At 68.3% G+C, this 15602-nt stretch carries 19 protein-coding genes; 8 read left to right on the top strand and 11 right to left on the bottom strand.

Annotated elements, in window-relative coordinates:
• Positions 1–41: 41 nt before the first annotated feature.
• The 4 genes from SVA_RS08670 (at position 42) to SVA_RS08685 (ending at position 2190) form a co-directional block, all read left to right on the top strand.
• Positions 42–446 carry a MerR family transcriptional regulator gene (locus SVA_RS08670; protein ID WP_231971870.1) on the top strand — a complete coding sequence of 135 codons (405 nt, stop codon included), beginning with the start codon at positions 42–44 and terminating at the stop codon, positions 444–446.
• Positions 447–616: 170 nt separating this feature from the next.
• Positions 617–847, top strand: a complete 231-nt coding sequence (locus SVA_RS08675; RefSeq protein ID WP_148665424.1) for a hypothetical protein — start codon at positions 617–619, stop codon at positions 845–847.
• A 339-nt stretch (positions 848–1186) separates the two neighbouring features.
• Positions 1187–1672 carry an Hsp20/alpha crystallin family protein gene (locus tag SVA_RS08680; protein ID WP_096460855.1) on the top strand — a complete coding sequence of 162 codons (486 nt, stop codon included), beginning with the start codon at positions 1187–1189 and terminating at the stop codon, positions 1670–1672.
• Between the two features lie 35 nt (positions 1673–1707).
• Positions 1708–2190: an Hsp20/alpha crystallin family protein gene (locus tag SVA_RS08685; protein WP_096462880.1), complete on the top strand. Its 483-nt coding sequence runs from the start codon at positions 1708–1710 to the stop codon at positions 2188–2190.
• A gap of 43 nt (positions 2191–2233) precedes the next feature.
• Here the strand turns inward: SVA_RS08685 and SVA_RS08690 are convergent, their stop codons facing one another.
• Entirely contained in the window at positions 2234–2857 is a 624-nt protein-coding gene (locus tag SVA_RS08690; protein WP_148665425.1) for a reverse transcriptase-like protein, read from the bottom strand.
• Between the two features lie 93 nt (positions 2858–2950).
• Here SVA_RS08690 and SVA_RS08695 point away from each other — a divergent pair, with 93 nt between their 5' ends.
• Positions 2951–4069, top strand: coding sequence for a CapA family protein (locus tag SVA_RS08695; RefSeq protein WP_197703433.1), 1119 nt, complete (start codon positions 2951–2953; stop codon positions 4067–4069).
• A 218-nt stretch (positions 4070–4287) separates the two neighbouring features.
• Entirely contained in the window at positions 4288–4527 is a 240-nt protein-coding gene (locus SVA_RS08700) for a DUF6763 family protein (protein ID WP_096460856.1), read from the top strand.
• 380 nt (positions 4528–4907) lie between these two features.
• Here the strand turns inward: SVA_RS08700 and SVA_RS08705 are convergent, their stop codons facing one another.
• The 10 genes from SVA_RS08705 to SVA_RS08750 form a co-directional block, all read right to left on the bottom strand.
• Positions 4908–6188, bottom strand: a complete 1281-nt coding sequence (locus SVA_RS08705; protein ID WP_096460857.1) for an NAD(P)/FAD-dependent oxidoreductase — start codon at positions 6186–6188, stop codon at positions 4908–4910.
• A 142-nt stretch (positions 6189–6330) separates the two neighbouring features.
• Positions 6331–6939 carry a hypothetical protein gene (locus SVA_RS08710; protein WP_096460858.1) on the bottom strand — a complete coding sequence of 203 codons (609 nt, stop codon included), beginning with the start codon at positions 6937–6939 and terminating at the stop codon, positions 6331–6333.
• 34 nt (positions 6940–6973) lie between these two features.
• Complete coding sequence (locus SVA_RS08715; protein ID WP_096460859.1) at positions 6974–7381, bottom strand: hypothetical protein; 408 nt, start codon at positions 7379–7381, stop codon at positions 6974–6976.
• A gap of 18 nt (positions 7382–7399) precedes the next feature.
• A complete protein-coding gene (locus SVA_RS08720) occupies positions 7400–8503 on the bottom strand; it encodes an ABC transporter permease (RefSeq protein ID WP_096460860.1) in 1104 nt (367 codons plus the stop codon).
• Complete coding sequence (locus SVA_RS08725; RefSeq protein ID WP_096460861.1) at positions 8500–9615, bottom strand: ABC transporter permease; 1116 nt, start codon at positions 9613–9615, stop codon at positions 8500–8502. The genes SVA_RS08720 and SVA_RS08725 overlap by 4 nt, the downstream gene beginning before the upstream one ends.
• On the bottom strand, positions 9612–10538 hold the full coding sequence (locus tag SVA_RS08730; RefSeq protein WP_096460862.1) for an ABC transporter ATP-binding protein: 927 nt from the start codon (positions 10536–10538) through the stop codon (positions 9612–9614). Before SVA_RS08730 ends, SVA_RS08725 begins: the two co-directional genes overlap by 4 nt.
• Positions 10535–11269 carry an ABC transporter ATP-binding protein gene (locus SVA_RS08735; protein WP_096460863.1) on the bottom strand — a complete coding sequence of 245 codons (735 nt, stop codon included), beginning with the start codon at positions 11267–11269 and terminating at the stop codon, positions 10535–10537. The genes SVA_RS08730 and SVA_RS08735 overlap by 4 nt, the downstream gene beginning before the upstream one ends.
• Entirely contained in the window at positions 11266–12018 is a 753-nt protein-coding gene (locus SVA_RS08740) for an efflux RND transporter periplasmic adaptor subunit (protein ID WP_096460864.1), read from the bottom strand. Before SVA_RS08740 ends, SVA_RS08735 begins: the two co-directional genes overlap by 4 nt.
• Positions 12015–13592: an efflux transporter outer membrane subunit gene (locus SVA_RS08745; RefSeq protein ID WP_148665426.1), complete on the bottom strand. Its 1578-nt coding sequence runs from the start codon at positions 13590–13592 to the stop codon at positions 12015–12017. Before SVA_RS08745 ends, SVA_RS08740 begins: the two co-directional genes overlap by 4 nt.
• On the bottom strand, positions 13589–14290 hold the full coding sequence (locus SVA_RS08750; RefSeq protein WP_169924030.1) for a TetR/AcrR family transcriptional regulator: 702 nt from the start codon (positions 14288–14290) through the stop codon (positions 13589–13591). The genes SVA_RS08745 and SVA_RS08750 overlap by 4 nt, the downstream gene beginning before the upstream one ends.
• A 239-nt stretch (positions 14291–14529) precedes the next feature.
• Here SVA_RS08750 and SVA_RS08755 point away from each other — a divergent pair, with 239 nt between their 5' ends.
• Entirely contained in the window at positions 14530–14844 is a 315-nt protein-coding gene (locus SVA_RS08755) for a hypothetical protein (protein ID WP_096460866.1), read from the top strand.
• Between the two features lie 194 nt (positions 14845–15038).
• Positions 15039–15518 (top strand): universal stress protein, encoded by a 480-nt coding sequence (locus SVA_RS08760; RefSeq protein ID WP_096460867.1) that lies wholly within the window; start codon positions 15039–15041, stop codon positions 15516–15518.
• Positions 15519–15602 lie beyond the last annotated feature (84 nt).

Consider the following 15602-nt stretch of genomic DNA (forward strand, 5'->3'; position numbering starts at 1 on the left):
ACAACAAACCAAAGCGCGCCTCGGGTATCACCATCGGGAGAATGGCTCGCGCCGCCGGCGTGGGCGTCGAAACGGTGCGTTACTACCAGCGCCGCGGCCTGCTGCCGCGGCCCGAGAGGCCGCAACACGCCTATCGTCGATACGACGAAGACGTGCTCAGCCGCCTCCGATTCATACGTCGCGCTCAGGAACTGGGGTTCACGCTGCGTGAAATCGCCGAGCTCCTTTCGCTCGACGTTCATGACTGCGCGCGCTCGCACGAAATCGCCGAACGGCGCCTCGAGGACATACGCGCGAAGGTTCGCGACCTCCGCGCCGTCGCGAACCGGCTGAGCCGGATGCTCACCGAGTGCCGCGCCGGACACCACGAGGCGTGCCCGATCATCACCGCGATCGGCCAGGTCGATCCCCCCTTTGACACCAAACCCGGAGCCTCACGCCGATGAGCAGCCCCTCGGTCACGCGCCGCATCCATGGCCCGGGCGTTCCCGGCCGTCCGCGCGTCGTCCGGACGCCCGACCGGAGTCGTGCCGGCGCATCGCTCGCGGAACCACCTGCACGGAAAGCGCGCCGCGCGCAGCCGAGGACCGCTGCATCGCGGTTCGTGATCGTGCTGATGAGGCGGAACGCCGTCACGGGAAGGCCACGCGAGAAGCGGTACCTGGCCCGTCGGGCAGGCCGAACCTACTTCGTCACCGACGCCGCCGAGGCGATGATCTACCCGAGCTACAAGACCGCCTACATGATCGGCATCAAGGCCGCGATCCACTACGGTGGTGTGGCCTGCATCGAGGAGTTCCAGGTCTCCTCGACCCACGTTTTCGGCCGCGCTGGCGCGCAGAGCTGACACCGCCAGCCGCTTCCCGGTTTCTCCTCCGTTTCGAGTGCGTTCGCGTTCCGTCCCGGGTGGCCGCGCCTCACGGGCGAGGCGTGACTGCTGATCGATCCTGCGTCGGTCCCGTGGGCTTTCTCGCCGCGATTGTGCCGCTGTCCGCCCGAACCGACGTGGCGGTATCCCGAATATCGATGTTCGCAACCGCGGTCTATCATTGATTTTCGCGTCGCCCGGCTGTGCGCGGGACGCGAGCCTACCGAGACGAGGCGCGGCATTGACAGCCGTCAATGACCGCGGTTTCTGCTCTTGTACCATCGATTCGAGTTCGACGGTCCATATGGAGGTACGTCCATGGCGGAGAAGCAGGAATTGATCACCCGCGAATCGCAACGACCGATGGCGGCTCGTTCACCGTTCGACGAAATGGAACGCATGATGGACCAGATGTTCGAGGGTTTCTTTCCTCGCGGCTGGCGCGGGCCGGCGGGTTTCATCCGGCCGGAAACGGCGGCGGGGGAGGTGCGTCTTCCCAGCGTCGACGTCATCGAGCGCGACGACGAGGTGCTCGTCCGCGCCGAGCTTCCCGGCGTCGAGAAGAAAGACATCGACGTCTCGGTGACCGATTCGAGCCTGACGATCGGCGCGATCCCGCGCGGCGCCGAGGAGGAGGGCGAGTATTACTGCTGCGAGATCGGCGCCGCGCCGTTTGCGCGGACCGTGCAGCTGCCCGTAGAGGTGGACGGCGAACGGGCGAAGGCGTCTTTTCGGGACGGTCTGCTCGAGCTGCGCCTGCCGAAGACGGAGCACGCGCGCCGTCGCGCGATCTCGATCGAGTGAGGACCGGATTTCTCGTGCAGAAGCAGGAGGCGATCATGGCTGAGGCGAAGAAGGAGACAGGAAAGAAAGAGATGCAGCGGGCGACCCCCGCGCGGGCGCTCAGCCCGTTCGAAGAGATGGAACGGATGTTCGAGAGCGCCTGGATGCGTCCGTGGGCCTGGAAGTGGCCGGGGCGGCTGGCGGCGCCGTTCGAGGGGCGCATGCCGAGCGTCGACGTCGTCGACCGTGACGACGAGGTGCTGGTGCGCGCCGAGCTTCCGGGCGTGGACAAGAAGGATCTCGACGTCGCGATGAGCGACAACGCGATCACGATCAAGGGCACGAGCAGCCGCGAGGAGAAGGAAGAGAAGGGCGAGTACTACCGCCACGAGATCTCCCGCGGCAGTTTCTCGCGGACCGTGACGCTGCCCGCGCAGATCGACGGCGAGAAGGCGAAGGCGGAGTTCAAGGACGGCATACTCGAGATCCATCTGCCGAAGCTGGAACGCTCGAAGCGGCATCACCTCGACATCGAGTAGCCGTTTCCGGGCGAGGAGCGAATCGACCCGGGCGGCTCGTCGATCAGTCGATCTCTCCGACCCGACGCGCCGGCGACTGCCCGGTCGCCCGCGCGCCGATCGCGCCGTCGCGCGCCAGGCGGTTCGCCGTCTGGTTGTGCAGGCGCGGAACGACGCGGAGCTCGAGTCGCTCGAGCCGATGCGCCGCCGCGCGCAGCGGAGCGAGGCGAGGGTCGCTACGCCGACGGCTCCAGAGCTCCGACAGCGCGCGGCAATCGGTGTGGAGACGCAGGCGCGTGATGCCGGCTCGCGGCGCCGCGGCAGTCAGCGCGGCGGCAGCGGCGATCTCGGCGTTGAACGGCGGAAGCGTACCGGCGCTTCGACGAAGTCGAAGCCGAACGCGGCCCGCCCCGTCGGTAACGATGCCGCCGATCCCCGCCGCCTGCCTCTCGACAACCGAAGCATCCGTCCAGGCGGCATGCCATCCGGGCCGCAGCGCGGCGGCGTACAGCGCGCGCACGAGGCGCTCGCGGGCGGCGAGCGGCCGCAGCCCGCCCTGTCGCGCCTTCGCCGCGGCGCGGCGTCGTACGCGTTCGATCAGCGCCTCCGTGGGGGAGGCGGCGGCGAGCACCGCCTTGATCCGGTCGGGCGCGGGTCGGGCGAGCGCGCGATCGACCAGTGCGTTCATTTTCGCGGCGGCCTTCCGGCGGCCTTCGGACTCGCGGCGCATCGCCGGAGTGTCGACCGTCAGGCGGCGCGACTCAACGTCCCGGGCGACGCCGTGGAACGCGATCCGGAAAGCAGCATCACGCTATTTCTTTGCGGCGACGTCATGACCGGTCGGGGCATCGACCAGATTCTCCCGCACCCCTCTGATCCGACGCTGCACGAATCCTGGGTCCTCGATGCCCGCGACTACGTGACGCTCGCGGAACGAACCGGCGGGCCGATCCCGAGACCCGTGGAGCCGCGATACCTCTGGGGCGACGCGCTGGCCGAGCTCGAGCGGGCCGCGCCGGACGTTCGCGTCCTCCCGCTCGAGACGGCCTTGACGACCAGTGAAGATCGGGAGGAGAAAGGCATCCATTACCGCATGCATCCCGCCAACGTTGCGAGCCTGACTGCGATCCGGCCGGACGTGTGCGTGCTGGCCAACAATCACGTACTCGATTGGGGCCGCCGCGGGCTGAACGAGACGCTCGACGTCCTGCACGCAGCGGGAATCCGGACGGCGGGCGCCGGACGGGACGCGACCGAGGCGCAGGCGCCCGCAATCGTCGAGCGGCCGCGCGGGCGCGTGCTGGTATTCGGTTTCGCGCACCTCAGCAGCGGCATTCCGCCGTCCTGGGCGGCGACCGCGGAGCGCGGCGGCGTGAACCTGCTGCACCGGCTTTCGGAGGACGACGCCGTTTCCCTTGCGCGGCGCGTGCGCTCGCTCAAAGGGCCCGGCGACATCGTGCTCGCGTCCATTCATTGGGGCGGGAACTGGGGCTACGACGTGCCGAACGAACAGCGCCGCTTCGCGCACGCGCTCATCGACCGGGCCGCCGTCGATCTCGTGCACGGCCATTCCTCGCATCACGCGAAGGGCGTCGAAATCTATCGGGATCGCCTCGTGCTGTACGGGTGCGGCGACTTTTTGAACGATTACGAGGGAATCAGTGGCTACGAGGATTACCGCTCCGAGCTCGGCTTCATGTACCTGCCGCGCCTCGACGGCACGAGCGGGCGGCTGCGCGAGCTGCGCCTGGTGCCCACTCGCATCCGCAACCTCCGCGTGAACCGCGCGGACGAGGAGGACACGCGCTGGCTGTCGGCGATGCTGAACCGGGAGGGCCGCGCCTTCGGCACCGGCGTGGAACGGCTTGCCGACGGAACGCTGAGGCTCGCGTGGCGCTAGCGGCTCCAGGAAACGCGAAGAAGGTCGCCCTCGTCCGTGTAGCGCGACTCGAGGCCGACCCCGTTCACCTGGAGTGGTCGGTTCGATTCTGCCCGTCGCCTATGCGTGCCAGACACCGGCGGCGAGTGTGCGCAATCAGCCGGGGATTCGATCGGAGCGAGCCGCTCACCGGCGAGCTTCGGATCTACTGGCCGCCTTTGTGCCTAGGAGGTGTACCGATGCCGAACGAACTCACCCCTGCGCCCGGTTCCTGGTACGAACTCGATACCGGCGAAGTCTTCACAGTTACGGGTATCGATTTCGCCCACGGCCTGATCGAGGTCGAATACGTTGACGGACGGGTGGACCAACTGGATCTCGCGGCCTGGCCGGGTCTCGCGCTCACCGAGGTCGAACTGCCCGAGAACTGGCACGGCACGATCGAGGGGTTCCTGAGCGGTCGCCGTGGCAGGCGCTGACTAACGAAAGCTCGCCGGTGGCTGCCCGCCGGGCGTCCCATCGATTTCCGGCGGGTAAACCTGAGCCCGATCGGTCCGCCGCGCGTGCGGCCCAATATTAGAGAACGCGACGTGATCGTACCGACTCGCGAAGCGGTGTGTCCGAACTTTTTGCCTTCGCATCAAATCGATCGTGCACGGTGATGCGGATGTTTCGAGCGCACGAACCGCTGCTGGAGCCTGGCCGCGGAACATCGAGATGACGAAATCGGGGAGCTAAAAGTAGGGCGGGTGTCTCGAAACGGACGGTGCTCATATCCGGTCACCTACGGATTGTATTTAACATAATATACATTATGCGCAATGGACAGGGCTCGCTTTCAGCAGCTAATCGCCTGGCCCTAGGCGGCTTCCTTCTTCAGTCGCTCCAGACCCATGAGTTTCAGCAGCAACCTTTCGTAGGCCGGCTCGCCGATGCCTTTGCGGACCTTGCGCATGAAGTACGTCTCGAAGCCGACCTTCGCCCAGTGCACCCACTTTCCCTTCTTCATCCAGTTCTTGTTGCGCGGCGGGATCTCGGGAATGGCGACGAAGGCCGTTCCGGTGTCGCCCATGTCGGCCAGGCAGATGGCGTTCCAGGTGGCCTTGGCGTGCGGCGCTCGGCCGTCGATCGAAGCCCGGATGTTCTCGCAGGCCGCGGTGGCCATCGATTCGATCATGTAGCCGGTCTTCGGAACGCCTGTCGGGACCGGCGTCTGTTCGATCGGCGGGATCGCCACGCAGACACCCACGCCGTAGACGTTCGGGTACCGGGGGTTGCGCTGGTATTCGTCGATCAGAATGAAGCCGCGCGGGTTCGTGAGCCCCTCGATTCCGGCGACCGCCTCGATGCCGGCAAACGCGGGAAGCATCATGCCGTACTTGAACGGCAGCTCGTGGGTCCGCTTTTCCTTCCCGTCCTCGTCGAGCTCCGAGACATGCATCTTCCCGGCCTCGACCTTCGCGACTTTTGCATTGCAGATCCAGCGGATATGGCGCTCTCGCATCTCGCTTTCGAGCATCCCCTTGGAGTCGCCCACGCCGCCGAGGCCCAGATGGCCGATGTAAGGCTCCGAGGTGACGAACGTCATAGGCACCCGGTCGCGAATCCGGCGACGCCGGAGATCCGTGTCCATGATGTACGCGAACTCGTACGCCGGACCGAAGCACGAGGCGCCCTGGACCGCGCCGACGACGATCGGTCCGGGATCGGCCGCGAAGCGTTCCCACGCCTGCGCCGACTGCGCGGCGTGCTCGACCGTGCAGACCGAATGGGTGTGATTCGTCGGTCCGAGGCCCGGGATGTCGTCGAACGCGAGGCGCGGCCCGGTCGCGATGATCAGGTAGTCGTAACCGAGGCGCTGCCCGTCGCCGAGCTCGATCTCGTTCGCGGCCGGATGCACGCGCCTGGCGCCCTTGCCGACGAACTCGATACCCTGCTGCGCGAGCACCGGCCCGAGCGGAATCTTGACGGACTCCGGCTTGCGCCACCCGGCCGCCACCCACGGGTTCGAGGGCGTGAACTGGAAGTAATCGAGGTTCGAAAGGATGGTGACGCGATCGTCGCCCCGGCGCAGCCGCTTCATTTCATAGGCCGCCGAGATGCCGCCGATCCCTGCGCCGAGAATCACCACGTGTGCCATTGCCTGTCTCCTTGTGCGACCGGATCAGCGGGTACACGGACCCACCGATATTTTTCGCAGCGCATTCAGTGAATTCCTTGACTCTCGTCAAAATGGCCTCAAGACCCGGATCGATCACCGCACAGAGTCTGCACCCTTTCCTTCAGCGCTCCGAGAGCGTCACGAGAAGCGGATCGTCGCCGTGCTCGATCAGGATGCGGCGTACCCGATCCTGCCACAGCGTGCCGAATCGCTGCCGCTCGGTCGCGGTTGCCTCCCCGGTCTGGAGGCGCGGCAGCAGCCGTCTCATCTCGGGGTCGGGCGGTACGCGCTCGGCCCGGTACGCCGCTTCCACGCTCGCCCCGGTATCGACACGGGTGAAACGGATCTCGCCGGCGATCGGGGCGTTGAAGGCGAGCAGGTGGCGGCGGTCGAACCGCCCGCCGATCCCCTTGAAGCCGTTCTCCCCCGCCGCGCCAGTGACGAGCGCGACGACGTTCGCGATCACGCCCGCGACGCCGGCCGCGGCGTCGTCGCGCAGCTCGACGCGGATGCCCCCACGTGCCGGTCGTTCCCCGCCGTAGAGCCGCTCGAGCGCCCGGCGCGTCATGAGCCAGGCGCCGGCGACCGTCGGGCACGAGTGGCCGGCGAGCTTCACGGCATCGAGGTAGCGGTACTCGACGACGCCCTCCTCGGCAGCGGCCAGGAACGCGGCGAGCGGGTCCTGCATGGCGATCGAGGGAACCTGATCGAAGAATTCCGGATAACGCATAGCCTTCTCCTGCTGCAATCCGCCGTGGCGGGTTTCAGGCGGCATGCCGCGGCAGAAACCGATGGGCCAGTACGGTGATGACGAGCCAGAAGCCTCCGCGCAGCGTCATGGCGATGACGGTACGCGTCTCGTAAACGCCTCCGCTCGCGACGTGCACGCCGAAGGCGACGAAGACCGCGAGGGTCCCGGCGGCGATGGCCAGGGCCAGGTGGGCCGCCCAGCGGCTGCGGGCCAGGAGCCCGACGCCGGCGAGGACGTAGGCGAAGCCGGCCAGGAAATTGAACCAGACGACGAAGGGCACGTACGCACCCGCCGCCTGGCGCGCGGCCTCGCTGCCGAACAGCACCCCGCCGCCCTCGCGGAGGGTCAGCAGCCCGAAGCCGACGGCCACGGCCCCGAGAATCCGGATCAGCCGGCGTGAAGCCGTGATGCCTGTGCGCATGGGTTCCCTCTCGGGGTGTCATTGGAGCGTGGTGTGAAAGCGCTTGAAGCTGACGTAGACCGAGACCACGGCCATCAGCAGCAGCACGCCGATGCGTTCCGCGACGAAAACCAGCTCGCCTCCCTTCAGCAGGATGTTGCGCAACAGCGCCAGGAAGTGGGTCACGGGGTTCACGTACGACATCCACTTCATGGCCTCCGGCATGTTCTCGACCGGGAACATGAGGCCGGAGAGCAGGATCGCCGGAAACAGGAACAGGAACGCGCCGAGCATGGACTGCTGCTGGTTCTGCGCGAACGTCGAGATCAACGTCCCGATCGCGACCGCCGTGCAGACGAACACCAGCGCGGCGAAACCCAGCACCGGCAGCGAACCGCGCACGGGTACGCCGAACCCGAACACCGCGACGCCCAGGATGAGCGGGAACGTCGCCATGCCGAGGACCACGTACGGCACCGTCTTGCCGAGGATCACCTCGGAGGCCGTGACCGGGGCGGAGATCAGCATCTCGAACGTGCCGAGCTCCTTCTCGCGGGTGATCGACATGCTGGTCAGGACGAGCGAGGTGACGATCATCAGCATGGCCATCACGCCCGGCACCATGAAATACGCCGTTTCGAGCGTCGGGTTGTACAACACCCGCGTGTCGAACCGTATCGGCGATTCGGGCGGCTCGACCTCGAGGTCCTCGTGCACGACGCGCGCGACGATGTTGCGCACGTAGCCTTCGATCGACTGCGCCTCGAGCACGTTCGTGGCGTCGAGCAGCAGCTGCAGGTTTGCGGTGCCGCGCCCGAGCTCGCGCGTCAGGCCGCCCGGCGGCGGAACGAGCGCGGCGTCGATCCTGCCGGCGCGCAGCAGCTCGATCGGGTCGGCATTCCGGTCGGCTTCGGCCGGCAGGAACCAGCCGCTCGCGACGGCGCGGTCGTACACGTGGCGCAGGACGGTGTCGTTCGCCTCGATCGGCGCCCAGAGGCGCACGTTCTTGACCTCGTTCGAGAGCGCCACGCCGAACAGCGTGAGCTGCACGACCGGCATGAGGAACAGGAGCAGACGCATCCGTGGCTCGCGCAGCGCCTGCTTGAGCTCCTTCCGGATGAACCCCCCCAGCGTCGACGTCATGGCTCGACGTTCCGCTTGAACCGGGTGACGGCGAGCGCGACGGTGACCGCGGCCAGCACGGCCAGGGCCGCGAACGCTTCCCACATGTCGAGCAGCGACGCTCCCTTGAGGTGGGACTCGCGCGCGATGTCGGTGAGCCAGCGCGCGGGCATGATCATGGTGAGGTACTGGAAGAACAGGGGCATGCTCTCGATCGGAAAGATGAAGCCGGAGAGCAGGTTCGCCGGGATCAGGCCGGACATGATCGCGACCTGCATCGCGACGAGCTGGTTGCGCGTGAGGACCGAGATCAGCATGCCCTGCGCGAGGTAGGCCGCCAGGAACAGCAGCGTGCCGGCGCCGTAGACGAGGAGGCTGCCGCGGAACGGGACGGCGAACACGGTGAGCGAGATCACGAAGATGAAGGCCATGGCCGCGACGCCCAGCACCGCGTACGGCGCGATCTTGCCGGCGATGATCTCGAGCGGCTCGACCGGGGTCGAGAGCAGGAGCTCCATCGATCCGTTCTCCCACTCGCGCGCGACGGCAAGAGCGGTCAGCAGCACGGAGAGAATCGCCATGACGACCACGCCGAGACCCGGAATGACGAACCAGCGGCTGTTGAGCTCGGAGTTGAAGAGGAAGCGCGCCTGCACGTCGACGCGCTCGGGCGGATCGAAATCGCCGATCCGCTCCGCCGCAATGGATTCGATCGCGCCGACGTAGCCGAGGATCGGGCCCACGGTCGAGTTGTCCGTCCCGTCCAGCAGGATCTGCGCGTGCGCCCCCCTCCCGGCGTACAGATCCTTCTCGAAATCGCCCGGAATGAGGAGCGCCGCGCGCGCGCGATCGCCGGTCAGCGCGCGGAACGCCCCGTCCGGGGACGGCGCCGGCTCGACGATGAAGTAGCCCGAGCTGCCGAACGTGTCGATCAGCTGTCGCGAGCTGCGCGTCCGATCGGCGTCGACCACCGCGAGCCGGAGGTCCTCCACGTTGAACTCGATCGCGAAGCCGAACACGAACACCAGAAACACCGGAAGGCCGAGCGACAGCATGAGGGTGAACGGGTCGCGCAGGACGTGGTACACCTCCTTGCGGGCGACCGCGGCGGCCCGGCTCCAGCGGAAGCTCATGCCTCCCTCCCCTCCACCCTTCGGATGAAGACGTCCTCGACCGTCGGCGCGATCTCCGTCAACCGGAAATCGCGCTTCAGCTCCCGCATGAGACCCGCGCCCTCGGGCGAATCCTCGAACGCCGCGTGGAAGCGCAATCCGTAGGGCTCGAGGTATTCCAGCCCGGGACGCCCGCGCAAGGCCTGCATCCTGCCGTACGCGCCCTCTTCCTCCGGCTCGAGCTCGTAGAGCGGCCGCGGGAACGTCGAGCCCTTGAGCCCCGCGGGCGTGTCGAGCGCGACGATGCGTCCGGACCGCATCAACGCGATGCGCTCGCACTGCTCGGCCTCGTCCATGTTGTGCGTCGTCACGAACATCGTCTTGCCCTGTGACGCGAGATCGCGGATCAACGCCCAGAACCGCGCGCGCGCCGCCGGCGTCACGCCCGCCGTCGGCTCGTCCAGGAAGACGATCTCCGGGTCGTGGAGCATGGACGCGGCGAGCGCGACCTGCTGCTTCACGCCGCCCGGCATGTCGCGGACGAACGCATCGAGGCCGCGATCGAAGGCGATGAACCCGAGGATCGCGTCGCGGCGCCGACGGTACGTGGCGTCGTCGAGCTTGCGCAGGGCGGCGATGAACGACAGGTTCTCCTCGACGGTGAGATCGTCGTACAGGGTGAACTTCTGCGACATGTAACCCACCCGGCGCTTGATCCCCATTTCCCCTGTCTCGAACCCGACGCCCGCGACCGTGACGCTGCCGGACGTCGGCGGGAGGAGCCCGCACAGCACGCGGATGGTCGTCGTCTTGCCGGCCCCGTTCGCGCCGAGGAAGCCGAAGATCTCCCCGCGACCGACGGTGAAGCTGATGTCGTCCACGGCCGTAAAGTCGCCGAACTTCACGGTGAGATTGGCGACCTCTACCGCGGGCGCGCCGTTCATGCCGGAAGGCCCGCGTGCCTGAGGAACAGCTCGTCGAACGTGCGCACGCCCTCGCGGGCGAGGAGCGCGCGCGGCTCGCCTTCGGCCACGACCCGTCCGGACTCGAGCAGGTGCACGAGCGAGCAGCGCTCGGCCTCGTCCATGTAGGCGGTCGTGACGAGGATCAGGATCCGGCGCTCGGCCAGGTCATACAGCAGCTCCCAGAACTCCCGGCGGCTGATGGGATCGACGCCGTTCGTGGGTTCGTCCAGCAGGATCACTTCCGGCGAGCGTAACAGCGCGCACATGAGGCCGAGCTTCTTGTACATGCCGCCCGACAGCTTGCCGGCCGCGCGCTGCGCGAAGGGCCCGAGCCGGGTGATCTCGAGCAGCTCCTCGCGCCGGCGCCGGTACTCCTCGCGCGAGATGCGGTAGAGGGCCCGGAAGAACTCGAGATGCTCGTCGATCGACAGGTCGGGATAAAGGCTGGGCTGCTGCGGCATGTAGGCGATCCGCGGGCGGATCGCATCGAAGGCGACGGCGTTTCCGTTCATCCGATACTCGATGGTGCCCGCGTCGGGCGCGAGCAGGCCGAGCAGCGTTCGCATGAGCGTCGTCTTCCCGGCCCCTTCGGGCCCGATCACGCCGTGCATCCTGCCGGCGACGAAGTCGAGCGAGACGCCCGCGAGGGCCTGGTTCGCGCCGAGGCGCTTGTCGACGCCGCTCACGCGTATGGACACGAGCTCCGTCATGGCGCGGCGTCCGGCAGCGCCACCTCGATCGTCATCCCCGGCTTCAGGATCTCGTCGGCATTCGCGTCGCGGAAGCTCACTTTGACGCCGAAAACGAGGCGCTCGCGTTCCGTCCGCGTCTGGACGTTCTTGGGCGTGAACTCCGCCTCGTCGTTGATCTTGACGATCGTGCCCTCGAAGGCGCGATCGCCCAGCTCGGGGAGATAACCCGTGAGCGTCATGCCGGGAGACAGTCTCGCGATCAGCGGCTGGGGCACGTAGATGTACGCCCAGATGTCGCGCACGTTCGCGAGGGTCAGGATCTTGGTCCCGGGACTCACCCACTCCCCCGGCTCGTGGTAGCGGCTCAGCACCTTGCCCTCGATCGGCGACTCGATCGTGCACCAGGCGAGCCGGACGTCCGCCGTCTCCTTCTGGTTGCGCACCTGGTCCATGGCCTCCGCGCTGACGGAGCCGATCTTCGAGAGCCGCAGGTTGCGTTCGTAATTCTCGCGCGCGAGCTTGGCCGCGAGCTTGTAGTCCTCGCACGCCAGGGCGACGAGCGTCTCTCCCTCCTTGACCCGCTCTCCTTCCTGCACCCGGACCTCCTCGATCGCCGCGGCGAGGCGCGCGGAGAGGTCCACCTTGGTGGCCTCCAGCGTGCCGGCGTACCGGAACGGCTCCTTGAGAAAGACGTATAGCGCCATCGCCCCCGCGATGACGGCGACCGCGACCACCACGACGACCACTCTCTTCGGCGCTGCTTTCATTCCTGGGTTTTCCTTTCTTGTGCGGGAACGGCCTCGAGCGGCGCCGGTCGGTTCCACCAGCCGCCGCCGAGCGCCTGGAAGAGCGCGGCGGTGTCCGCGTAGCGCGCGGCACGGGCCTGCACGAGGCCCACGCGCGCCTGCTGATACTGGCGTTCCGCGTTGAGCAGCGCGAGGAACGTGGTGCCGCCGAGGGTATAGCTCCTGCGCGTCAGCTCCAGCGCGTCGCGCGCGGCCGTCTCGGCCCTGACCTGCGCCTGGAGGAGCCGTGCATCGAGCTCGAGCGCCCGCAACGTGTCGGCGACGTTCTGGAACGCCCGCAGCACCGTGTCGCGGTACTGCGCCGCGGCCTGATCGTACGCGGCGAGCGCGGCGCGCCGGCGCGCGCTCAGCTCTCCGCCGCGAAACAGCGGCTGCACCAGCGAGGCGCCGAGGCTCCAGATGTTCGTCCCGTCGCCGATGAGATCGCCCGCCGAGTTGGCGAGCGGTCCGTAGCTCCCGGTCAGCGTGATGCGCGGATAGAGGTTGGCGGTGGCCACGCCGACCTGCGCCGCGGCCTGATGAAGCAAGGCCTCGGCCGCGCGTATGTCGGGACGCTGGCGGACGAGCGAGGACGGCACGCTCACCGGCAGGTCCGACGGCAGCGTCATCTCCTCGAGCCGGAACGCGGGCATCCCGGCCTCCCCCGGAAACCGGCCGACCAGAACCGACAGCTGATGGCGGGTGACGGCCAGGTCCTTTTCGAGCGGCAGCAGGCCCGCCTCGATCTGCGCGAGCTCGGCCCGCTGCGTCAGAACGTCCGCGCGCGCCGCGCCGCCGAGCTTGTACTGGCGCTCGACGATCGCGAGCTCCCGGCGGCGCGCGGCCAGGATCTCCCCGGTCGCCTGGATCTGCGCGCGCAGCGCCGCCTCCCGCACGGCCGCCGTGACGATGTTGGCGGTCAGCGCGACGTACGCGCCCTCCAGCTGAAAGGCCTGGTAGTCCACCTGCGCGCCGACGGCCTCGAGCTGCCGGCGCCACCCCCCGGTCAGGTCGAAGGTGTAGGACACTCCGACCGACGCGTTATACAGGTTGAACACCGTCGACGGCAGGTTCGGCTGTCCGATCGCCTCCGGCGAAAAGCGCTGGCGCGTCGCCGAAAGCCGGGCGTCGACGCTCGGGGACACCACGCCGACCTCGGCACGCAGGTCCTCTTCGGCGCGCCGCAGCGTCGCCTGGGCCGCCGCCAGCGTCGGGCTGTGGGCGAGTCCCTGGCGCACGAGCCGATCGAGCGCGTCCGACCGGAACAGCGTCCACCACTCGGCGGGGATGTCCTCGCCCGCGAGAAAGCGTTGCGCCCCCCCGGCGGCATCGGGGGCCGAATCGGTTTGCGCGGGCAACGGCGTCGGGGTGTACGCGGAAACGGCCGGCGCCTCGGGCGGCCGAAAATCGGGCGTCGTCGCGCATCCGCCGAGGAGCATCGCGCCGATCGCGCCGGCGATTCCGATGCGACGCCACGGCGAGAGGACGCGCGTCCGCGCCGTCGGCGTCGCGCGAAACGGCCTTCCCCCGGAAGCGGCGCCGCGTGCGTCGTTCATTTCCGTTTTCCTCCGCGCGGGCGCGGGCCCGCCCCTTCGAACAGCAGGCGGACCGTGTGCTCCGCCAGACGCCGCGCGAACGCGTCGTCGATGCGAAGGCCGAATACCTGCTCGACCACCGGCTGAGCGACGAACGGGAACAGGGTCATGCTCATGATGGAGAGCGCCGTCAAGGTGAGATCGAGATCCTGTCGCACGACGCCGCGCTCCCGTTCCCGGGCGAGAATCGCCGGCAGGCGCCCGCCCCCTTTGGCCGCGAACTCGCGCGCGAAGATGTCGCGGAAGGCGCCCTCCTCCGCGAGCACCTCCCGGACGATCAGCCTGGGCACCCACGGTTCCTGCGCCAGCACCCGCATGATGTTGCCGACCAGCTCGCGCAGATCGGGTTCCGATCCGCTCTCCGAGAACGCCTGCGCCCGCTGGAGCACCGGCCCGAGAGTCTGCTGGAGCATCGCGCGATACAGGCCGCGCTTGTCCCCGAAGTGGTAGTGGACCAGGGCCGGATTCACTTTCGCGCGCGCGGCGATGCCGCGCACGGAGACCGCGCGGAAGTCGCGCTGCGCGAAGAGCTCGCGGGCGGCGCGCAGCAAGGCCTCGCGCACCGCCTCGGTGTGGCCGGCGCCGCCGGGCCTCCCGGGCCGTCGCCGCGCGCGCGCGGTCTGATTCGCCCGCTTCTTGCCGATGCCTCGCATGGCCATAATTAAACGTCCGTTTAATTTAAACGTCAAGCGCTCCGCGCGGCGGCCTGCCGCTTGCCTTCCAGGGCGAAGGCGCACCGACGGGGCGGCGGCGGGAGGTGCCGCTTCCTGCGGCGTTCTGACGCATTGATGGTGTGCCGGGCGCCGTTTACCGTGCGCCCCGTCCGTCATCCAACCGCCGGCCGACAAGGCATCCTTGCGCCGGCTTCATTGCATTTCACACCGAGAGGCAGACCGAAATGACTTCACCGTTCGCAAGATGGCTCGGGGCCGGCGCGCTCGCTTCCGTACTGATCGCGGCCGCGGCACCGTCCCTCGCCTGCCCGATGGCCCAGGGCAAGCAGCACATGCATCAGGGAGGCATGGCGATGCATCAGGGTGGGCATGCGCAGCACGGCCGGCACGGCGGCGGCATGGCGTGCGATCACGGTCAAGGCGGCGGGCGCGTGTGCATGCACCGTGGCGGCGCAGCCGCGGCGGATCCCTTGCAGGCCGAACGGTCCGAAGCCGGCGCCGCGGAGCCCGCCCCGGCGCAGCCTTCCGACAATCGCTGACCGGCCACGCACCGCTGGAACCGCCGCGGCCGGCGGAGCCCGGACGCCCTGCCCGTACGCGGAAAATGGCGCCACCTTCCCGGGTCGTCTGCGGTTCGGCCGACCCGTGTATTTGACCGAGATCACGACAGTCCGCGGGGCGAACCGTCATACTATAAGCAAAATAACGACGGCTCCGCCGAGGAGGTACGGTCATGTACAAGCGCATTCTGGTCCCGGTCGACGGCAGCTCCGCCTCGCTCAACGGGCTCGATGAGGCCGTCCGGCTGGCCAAGACCGGCGGCGCCGCTCTGCGGGTCCTGCACGTCGTGGACGGCATCGCCTTCGTCGGCGAGCACAGCGCGTTCACCGCGGACGCCGAGTCCTTCCGGCGGTCGGGCAAGAAGATGATGGACGACGTCATGTCGCGGGTGCGCAAGCAGCCGGTGCGGGCCGACTCCCTGATCGTCGAGAACCTGACGGGCCGGGCGGCCGATTCCATCGTCAAGGAGGCCCGGAAATGGCGCGCGGACCTGATCGTGATGGGCACGCACGGACGGCGCGGGTTCAACCGCTTCGTCTTCGGCAGCGACGCGGAGCTCGTGGTCCGCACTGCACAGGTGCCGGTCCTGCTCGTTCGCGGGCGCGCCCGGTCGACGAAGGCAGGGGCGCGGAGAAAGAAAAAGTCGCGATGAGCTCCGGAAACGGAACCGGGAAGCGGCCTGGCCCTGCCTCGTGCAACCTCGCGCGTCCTTGACCTGGGTCAAATGCGTCCGGGT

Source organism: Sulfurifustis variabilis, from assembly GCF_002355415.1.
GTDB classification, from domain to species: Bacteria; Pseudomonadota; Gammaproteobacteria; order Acidiferrobacterales; family Sulfurifustaceae; genus Sulfurifustis; species Sulfurifustis variabilis.